We start from the raw sequence: 7,031 nt of genomic DNA, 5'->3' as shown, positions 1-7,031 counted from the left end.
CTCATGGGCTTGCTGCTGAACGGCGCCATCACCGCGCAAGCCGCCGAACCCGAGCCGCAAAGCATCCCCGCCGTCCAGGTCACCGGCTCGCGCCTGCTGCGCTCGCAGGCCGAGGGCCCGAGCCCGGTCACCGTCATCAAGGGCGAGGACATCGAACGCCAGGGCTACCGCAATGTGTTCGATGCGCTCGCGGGCCTGACGCAGAACACCGGCTTCACGCAGGGCGAGGACTTCGGCAACACCTTCACGCCGGCCGCCAACGCGATCAGCCTGCGCGGGCTCGGCCCGAACCACACGCTGACGCTGATCAATGGCCGGCGCGTCGCCGACTACCCGACCGCCTACGACGGCGAGGTCAACTTCGTCAACCTCGCCAACATCCCGTCGGCGCTGATCGACCGCATCGAGATCCTGGACGGCGGCGCCTCGGCGATCTACGGCTCCGATGCGATCGCCGGCGTGGTCAACATCATCCTGAAGAAGCAGCTCGACGGCGTCCACCTGAACCTGAAGGCCGGCACCACGCAACAGGGCGGCGGCGAGAACCTGCGCGTGCAGCTCAGTGGCGGCATCGCGAGCGACGCGGTGACCGGCGTCTGGGGCCTGGAGCTCGGCAAGCGCCAGCCGATCTGGAGCCGCCAGCGCGACTTCATGGCCGACACCACGCTGGCCGGCGCCGCGCCGACGGCGATCGCATCGCGCCGCAATGCCGACACCGGCGCCTATGTCGACCCCGGCACGGCCTGCGATGCGCTCGGCGGGCTGTTCGACGGCAGCACCACGCACTACCAGGCGGGCAGCCGCAACTACTGCGCGAGCGGCCGGGCCCAGCCCACCTACTGGACCACGCAGACCGGCAACGAGACCGCCAACCTCGCGGGCCTGTTCGACATCGCGCTGACTCCGAAGACCACGCTGTTCGCCGAGGCGCTGCTCGGCGTGGCCAAGACCGAGAACAACACCCGCGGGCCGAACTGGACCTCGCTCGGCGCGAGCAGCGGCTACTTCCGCAATGCCACCACCGGCGACCTCGAGACCTGGACGCGCCGCCTCGCCCCGGAGGAACTGGGCGGCGTGACGCGCTTCAACCGCGAGTGGCGCGACAGCACCGGCAACCTCGCGCTCGGCGCGCGCGGCGAACTGGTCGACGGCTGGAACTACGAGCTCGCCTACAACGCGTCGGCCTACCGCAACAAGACCGTCACGCCGCGGCTGCTGGCCTCGGTCGACAGCTTCTTCCTCGGGCCGCAGCAGGGCACCGATGCCGACGGCGTCCCGATCTACGCTCCCGATCCGGCACGCCTGTACACGCCACTGACGGCGGCCGAGGTCGGCTCGATCAGCGGCGCCAGCGAAGGCGACAACCGCTCATGGAACCACGGCCTGAGCGCCAGCGTGCGCGGCGAGCTGCTGCAACTGCCGGCCGGGCCGCTGCAGCTCGCGGCGGTGGCCGAGATCGGATCGCAAGGCTTCAGCAACCGCTCGGACCCACGGCTGGGGCAGGGCGTGTTCTACAACACCAAGGAGGTGGCCGAGGTGAAGGGCACGCGCCAGCGCCAGGCGTTGGGCGCGGAACTGAACGCGCCGCTGTCGAAGCAGGTGACGGCGACGCTCGCCGGCCGCTACGACGACTACGCGTTCGCCGGGCGGCATGACGACAAGCTGACCTGGCAGGCCGGCCTCGAGTTCAGGCCGAGCCGCGAGCTGCTGCTGCGGGCGAACCACGCGACCAGCTTCCGCGCGCCGGACATGAGCTACATCTACACCGCCGAGAGCCGCGGCTACTACGCGTCGTCGACCGACTACCTGCGCTGCGCCCAGGCGGGGCAGCCGGTGGCGACCTGCGAGTTCGCCAACGTGTCGCCCGGTTTCAACTACGTCAGCAACGGCAGCGCCGACCTGAAGTCCGAGAACGGTCGCAGCTGGGGCCTGGGCGCGGTCTGGTCGCCGAGCACGCAGTTCGAGGCATCGGTCGACTTCTGGAAGATCGAGATCAAGAACCTGGTCACGACGCTCGATGCCGACAGGCTGCTGCGCGACGAGGCCGATTGCCGCAGCGGCGCGAAGGACCCGGCGAGCCCGAGCTGCGTCGACGCGCTGTCGCGCGTGCGCCGCAACCCGGCGGATGCGGTGGTGCGCCCGGGCGAGGTCTACGAGATCGCGGTCAACCCGATCAACGCCGCGCAGGAGAGCACGCGCGGCTTCGACCTGGGCGTGCGCTACCGCTGGGCCACCGACGGCTGGGGCCGCTGGCAGGTGGGTGCGAAGTACACGCAGGTGCAGAGCTTCATTTACCAGCAGTTCGCCGGCGACACCGCGACCAACCAGGTCGGCACGCGTGATTTCACCGGCTGGCCGACCAAGCTGGTCGCGGCGCTGGACGGCAGCTTCGGCGACTGGAGCGCGACGCTCACGTCGAGCCGCTACGGCCGCATCGCCGATGGCGACGAGGGCTTCGTGCCGCCGCAATGGCTGCACAACCTGAGCGGCAGCGTCCAGCTCGCCAAGGGCACGCGCCTGACGCTGATCGTCAACAACGTCGCGAACAAGACGGTACGCGACGACAGCGGCGGCTGGCCGTTCTACCCGGTGGGCTTCTACAGCCCGCACGGGCGCCAGGGCTGGGTGGAGTTCGAGCACCGATTTGGCGGATGACGTGCCGCCTTTGCACCGGAAAGTTGCAGTTCAGCCGGCTTCTTCCTTCACGAGCAGCCGGCCGCTGTTCTTCTCGAAGTTGCGCAGCACCGCGAGGATCCGCGCCGCACTGTAGGGCTTGACGACGAAGCCGGCCGCGCCGAGGCTGAGGGCTTCCTTGACGTTGCTGGCCGAGGAGGTGCCGCTGACCATCACGATGCTGGCCTCGGGACTGAGGGCCCGGATCGCGCTCAGGGCCTCCATGCCGTTGGTGCCCGGCATGTCGATGTCGAGGAAGGTCAGGCAAGGGCGGTGCGCCAGGAACTCGCTCAGCGCCTGGTCGCCGTCGCGGGCTTCGCGCACCAGGGCGCGCGTGGCGACACGCAGCATGCGCATCAACAGCTGGCGGCTGTCGCCCTTGTCGTCGACGACCAGGATCACCGGCGGCTCGGATTTTTCTGGCGCGTCATCCATGGGCTTGTCCGACCTTGCAGGCCTGCTCGAGGTCGTCGAGCACCAACGCAACGGCGGCCGACACGGCATCGAATCGGCTGGCATGCAGGTCGGCTTCGATCCTTGCGCACCGCTGCGTGACGGCGGCAAACCCGTAGGCACCGGCACTGCCCTTGAGGGCGTGGACGATCGACCTGAGCGCGGCGATGTTGCGCTCTTCGAGCGCAGCGCGCAAGCCGGCCGCCGTGGCGGGCAAGCCGGCGCGGAATTGCGCGACCAGGTCCGCGCACTCGCGGGCGATCCAGTCGTCACCCATCGCGGCGCCCAGCGCGTCGGCCTGGCGCGGCCGGGCATGCAGCGCGGCGAGCAGGGCGCGCACCGCCTCGACGGGCACCGGCCACGGGAGGCGATGGTCGAAGACGTCCCCCGGGGCACCCCCCGACGCCGGTTCGCCCAGGGCCACGAGCGGGCAGCCGACGCCGGCGCGCCGCAGGATGTCGGCCGCCGCGGCAGCCCCGATGCCACCGAGTGCCAGGTCGAGCAGCACCAGCGCGTAGTCGCCGGACATCGCCTGCTCGACGGCCAGGTCGGCGCTGTCCACCACGTCGAAGCAGGCGTCCGGCGGCACGGGCATCGGCCGGGCGGTGGCCACGAGCACGCGTGCGCAGGCCGCGGTGGGCGAAGTCGGGGGCAGGTCGGGATTCATCCTGGAGGCCATCGGCGCAGGGCCGCGACAGCGGCCGTCGTGCCGGGCTTTCGACGCGGCACGCGGGATCTTGAGCGCACCGTCCAGGCATCCGCCCGATGCTTGACCTGGATCAAGCGCGTGGGATAACCCTGCCCAACCCCGTCAAGACCGCTGCGCGCCGGTCGATGGTGTGTGCAGCCGCCTTGCAAGGATCTCGGGCTTGGGCCATCCTGCCTCCACGCCGAAGCGTCCTGCACGACGCCCCACCCATGGATCTCCCGCGTTCGAATTCATCACGGCCCTGGTTTGCCCGGATCCTGCTGCTGGCCGTGGTCTACGCGGTGGCGGCGCGCCTGAGCCTGGGGCTGGCATTCGAGGCCTCGAACGCGTCCCCGATCTGGCCCCCCTCCGGCATCGCTTTCGCAGCGGTGCTTCTGGGCGGATGGCGGCTTGCGCCGGGCGTTTTCGCCGGTGCGTTGCTCGCCAACCTGTTTGCCTTCATCGGCAACGGTGCGGACGCGGGGACGGCGGCCGGCGCATCGGTCGCCATTGCGCTCGGCAACACCTGCGAGGCCTGGGTGGCCGCCGCGCTGGTGAAGCGCCTCGTCCGCGGTCCCCTGCCCGAGTCGCCGCAGGACGCCTACCTCTTCGTCGCGGTGTCGCTCGGCGCATCGCTGATCGCGGCCAGCTGCGGCGTGGCGACGCTGGTGGGCCTGGCCATCGTGCCACCCTCCGTGGCCCCGACGGTCTGGCTCACATGGTGGCTCGGCGATGCGACCGGCCTGCTCGTGGTGGCGCCGGCCGTGATCCAGCTGCGCGCGTGGCGAAGCTGGCGACCGGGCGCGATCGCCATCAAGCGGCTGCTGCCCACGCTGGCGCTGTTCGTGATCGTGGGGGCGCTGTGCTTCGGCGGCGCGTTCTCCGAGCACCACGCCGACCGCCTGCTGGCGTGGCTGCTGATCGCGTTCATCGCGTGGTCGGTCTACCGCCACGGCCGGGCCGGGGAGGCCCTGTCCATGCTGGCGGTGGCGTCGCTCGCCGTCCTCGCGACGCTGCGCGGGCTCGGGCCGTTCGCCAAGGCGACCACCAACGACTCGCTCATCTCGCTGGACGTGTTCCTGGCCCTCTGTGCCGTGACCGGCATGGTGCTGAGCACGACGCTGCCTGCACGCGAGGCGCCGGGCGGCCCGCCGCGGGCCGGGCGCAGCGGGTTCGCGCCCACGCTGATGCTGCTGTCCTGTCTCGCGGGCAGTGTCCTCGCCTGGCACCTGATCGCCCGCGACACCGAGCGGCGCGCCGCGGACCAGTTCTCGGCCCTGGGCGCCGACATCCAGTACGACATCATCGACAGCATGCACGCCTATCAACAGGCGCTGCAGGGCGGTCGCGGCCTGTTCGATGCATCGACCAGCGTCGAACGCGACGAATGGCGCCGCTACGCGAAGTCGCTCGCGATCGACAAGCGCTACCCCGGAAGCCAGGCGATCGGCTTCGCCGCCCAGGTCAGCGCGGGCGAGCTGCCGAAGTTCGTCGCCCGGGCACGGGGCGACGGGCTGCCCGGCTACGACGTCTGGCCGGCGGGCGAGCGGCCGCAGTACACGAGCGTGCTCTACCTGGAGCCGCTGGACGAGCGCAACCGGCGCGCCATCGGCTTCGACCTCGCGACCGAGGCGGTTCGCCGCGCTGCGCTGGAGCAGGCGCGGGACAGCGCGCAGGCCCGCCTGACCGGCAAGGTCACGCTGAAGCAGGAAACCGACACCGACGTGCAGGCCGGGTTCCTGATGTTCGTGCCGGTGTACCGGCACGACCTGCCCATCGAGACGGTCGCGCAGCGGCGGGCCGCGCTCACCGGATTCGTCTACAGCCCGTTCCGCACCGGCGACCTGATCGCCGGCATCCTGAAGCCGGCCCAGCTCCAGTCGGCGCTGCTGTCGATCTACGACGGCGCAGCCACGGACGCGTCCGCGCTGATGTTCTCCAATGCGGGTGCCCGTCCGCAGCACTACCCGCACCAGTTCACGATCGTCCTGCCGGCCGAGGTGGCCGGCCACCGCTGGACCCTGGCGATGGCGTCGACGCGCGAGTTCGAGGCCTCGGTCGACACCCAGAAGGCCCAGATCACGCTGGTGGCCGGCGCGATCATCAGCCTGCTGCTCTTCACGGTCGTGCGCTCGCTGACGCTGACGCGGCAGGACGCGCTGGCACTGGCCGAACGCATGGCGGAGGCGCGCAGCGAAGCCCAGACCCGCTTCGAGTCGCTGGCCGAATCGGCGAGCGAGGGCATCCTGGTGCTCGACTCGGCGGGCCGGATCGAGTATTGCAACCGGGCCGCGGCAAGGCTGTTCGCATGCACGGCCTCCGAGATGGCCGGGCGGGACGTCAAGGACCTGCTGCTGCTGCCGCCGTACTTCGCCGACCGGCAGGCGACACCGCTGCTCGAATCGACCGGGGCGCTCGAGACCGTCGCGCGCGTGAACGACGAGAAGTCCTTCCCGGTCGAGGTCTCGCTCGGCAGCTGGCACGGCGCCGCCGGCCGCTACTTCAGCGTGATCGTGCACGACATCACCGAGCGAGCCGCCGCCGAGGCGGCGCTGCGGCGGGCCCAGGCCAACCTGCACGGCATCATGGACAACATCCCCGCGCTGGTCGCATCCTGGGATGCGCGGCTGCTGAACCGCTTCTGCAACCCGGAGTACCGCCACTGGTTCGGCATCGATCCCGAAGCCGCCGTCGGGCGGCACATGCGCGACGTGCTCGGCGAGGCCGCGTACCAGCAGAACCTGCCGCTCGTGAGCCTGGCCCTCGAGGGCCGCAGGCAGTCGTTCGAGCGCGTGATGCTGTGCGCCGACGGCCGCACGCGCCATGCCCAGGGCCACTACATCCCCGACGTCCAGGACGGCGTCGTGCAGGGCGTTTTCGTCCTCGTGTTCGACATCTCCAGGCAGAAGGAGGTCGAGCGGGCACTGCAGTACGAGCTGCGGCTGCACGACGTGATCTTCCGCCACGCCGGGGTTGGCATCGCCAACACGCGCGATCGCAAGTTCGAGCGGGTCAGCCAGCGCTGCACGGAGCTGCTCGGCTACGAGGACGGCGAGCTCGACGGCCAGCCCGGCGCGACGATCTACCCGGACTCGCAGTCGTACGCGGCATTGGGGAAGCTCGCGGCTGAACTGCTCCCTGCGGGCAAGACGCTCGACCACGAACTCCTGCTGCGCCGCAAGGACGGCAGCACCGTCTGGTGCCGCCTGATGGGCCG

General features: G+C 70.8%; 4 protein-coding genes. 2 read left to right on the top strand and 2 right to left on the bottom strand.

Translation table 11 applies throughout. The features are described from left to right. Positions 1-2,655, top strand: a 2,655-nt coding sequence (locus AC1DYN_RS30975; protein WP_477966378.1) for a TonB-dependent receptor plug domain-containing protein, incomplete at its 5' end; no start/stop codon positions are given. A 30-nt stretch (positions 2,656-2,685) separates the two neighbouring features. Here the strand turns inward: AC1DYN_RS30975 and AC1DYN_RS30970 are convergent. Further along, positions 2,686-3,108, bottom strand: a complete 423-nt coding sequence (locus AC1DYN_RS30970) for a response regulator transcription factor (RefSeq protein WP_477966376.1) — start codon at positions 3,106-3,108, stop codon at positions 2,686-2,688. Then, positions 3,101-3,793 carry an Hpt domain-containing protein gene (locus AC1DYN_RS30965; protein ID WP_477966374.1) on the bottom strand — a complete coding sequence of 231 codons (693 nt, stop codon included), beginning with the start codon at positions 3,791-3,793 and terminating at the stop codon, positions 3,101-3,103. Before AC1DYN_RS30965 ends, AC1DYN_RS30970 begins: the two co-directional genes overlap by 8 nt. A 251-nt stretch (positions 3,794-4,044) precedes the next feature. Here AC1DYN_RS30965 and AC1DYN_RS30960 point away from each other — a divergent pair. Beyond that, positions 4,045-7,031 (top strand): CHASE domain-containing protein (locus AC1DYN_RS30960; protein WP_477966372.1); only part of this gene is annotated, 2,987 nt, incomplete at its 3' end.

It is taken from the genome of Rhizobacter sp. P2_D12, assembly GCF_056404395.1.
The sequence above is the reverse complement of the archived record's forward strand: the minus strand, read 5'-3'. Positions and strand labels throughout refer to the sequence as shown.

Excerpts from the sequence above, each read along its gene's own strand:
- AC1DYN_RS30965 (WP_477966374.1), bottom strand. The coding sequence starts at position 3,793 with ATGAATCCCGACCTGCCCCCGACTTCGCCCACCGCGGCCTGCGCACGC.
- AC1DYN_RS30970 (WP_477966376.1), bottom strand. The coding sequence starts at position 3,108 with ATGGATGACGCGCCAGAAAAATCCGAGCCGCCGGTGATCCTGGTCGTC.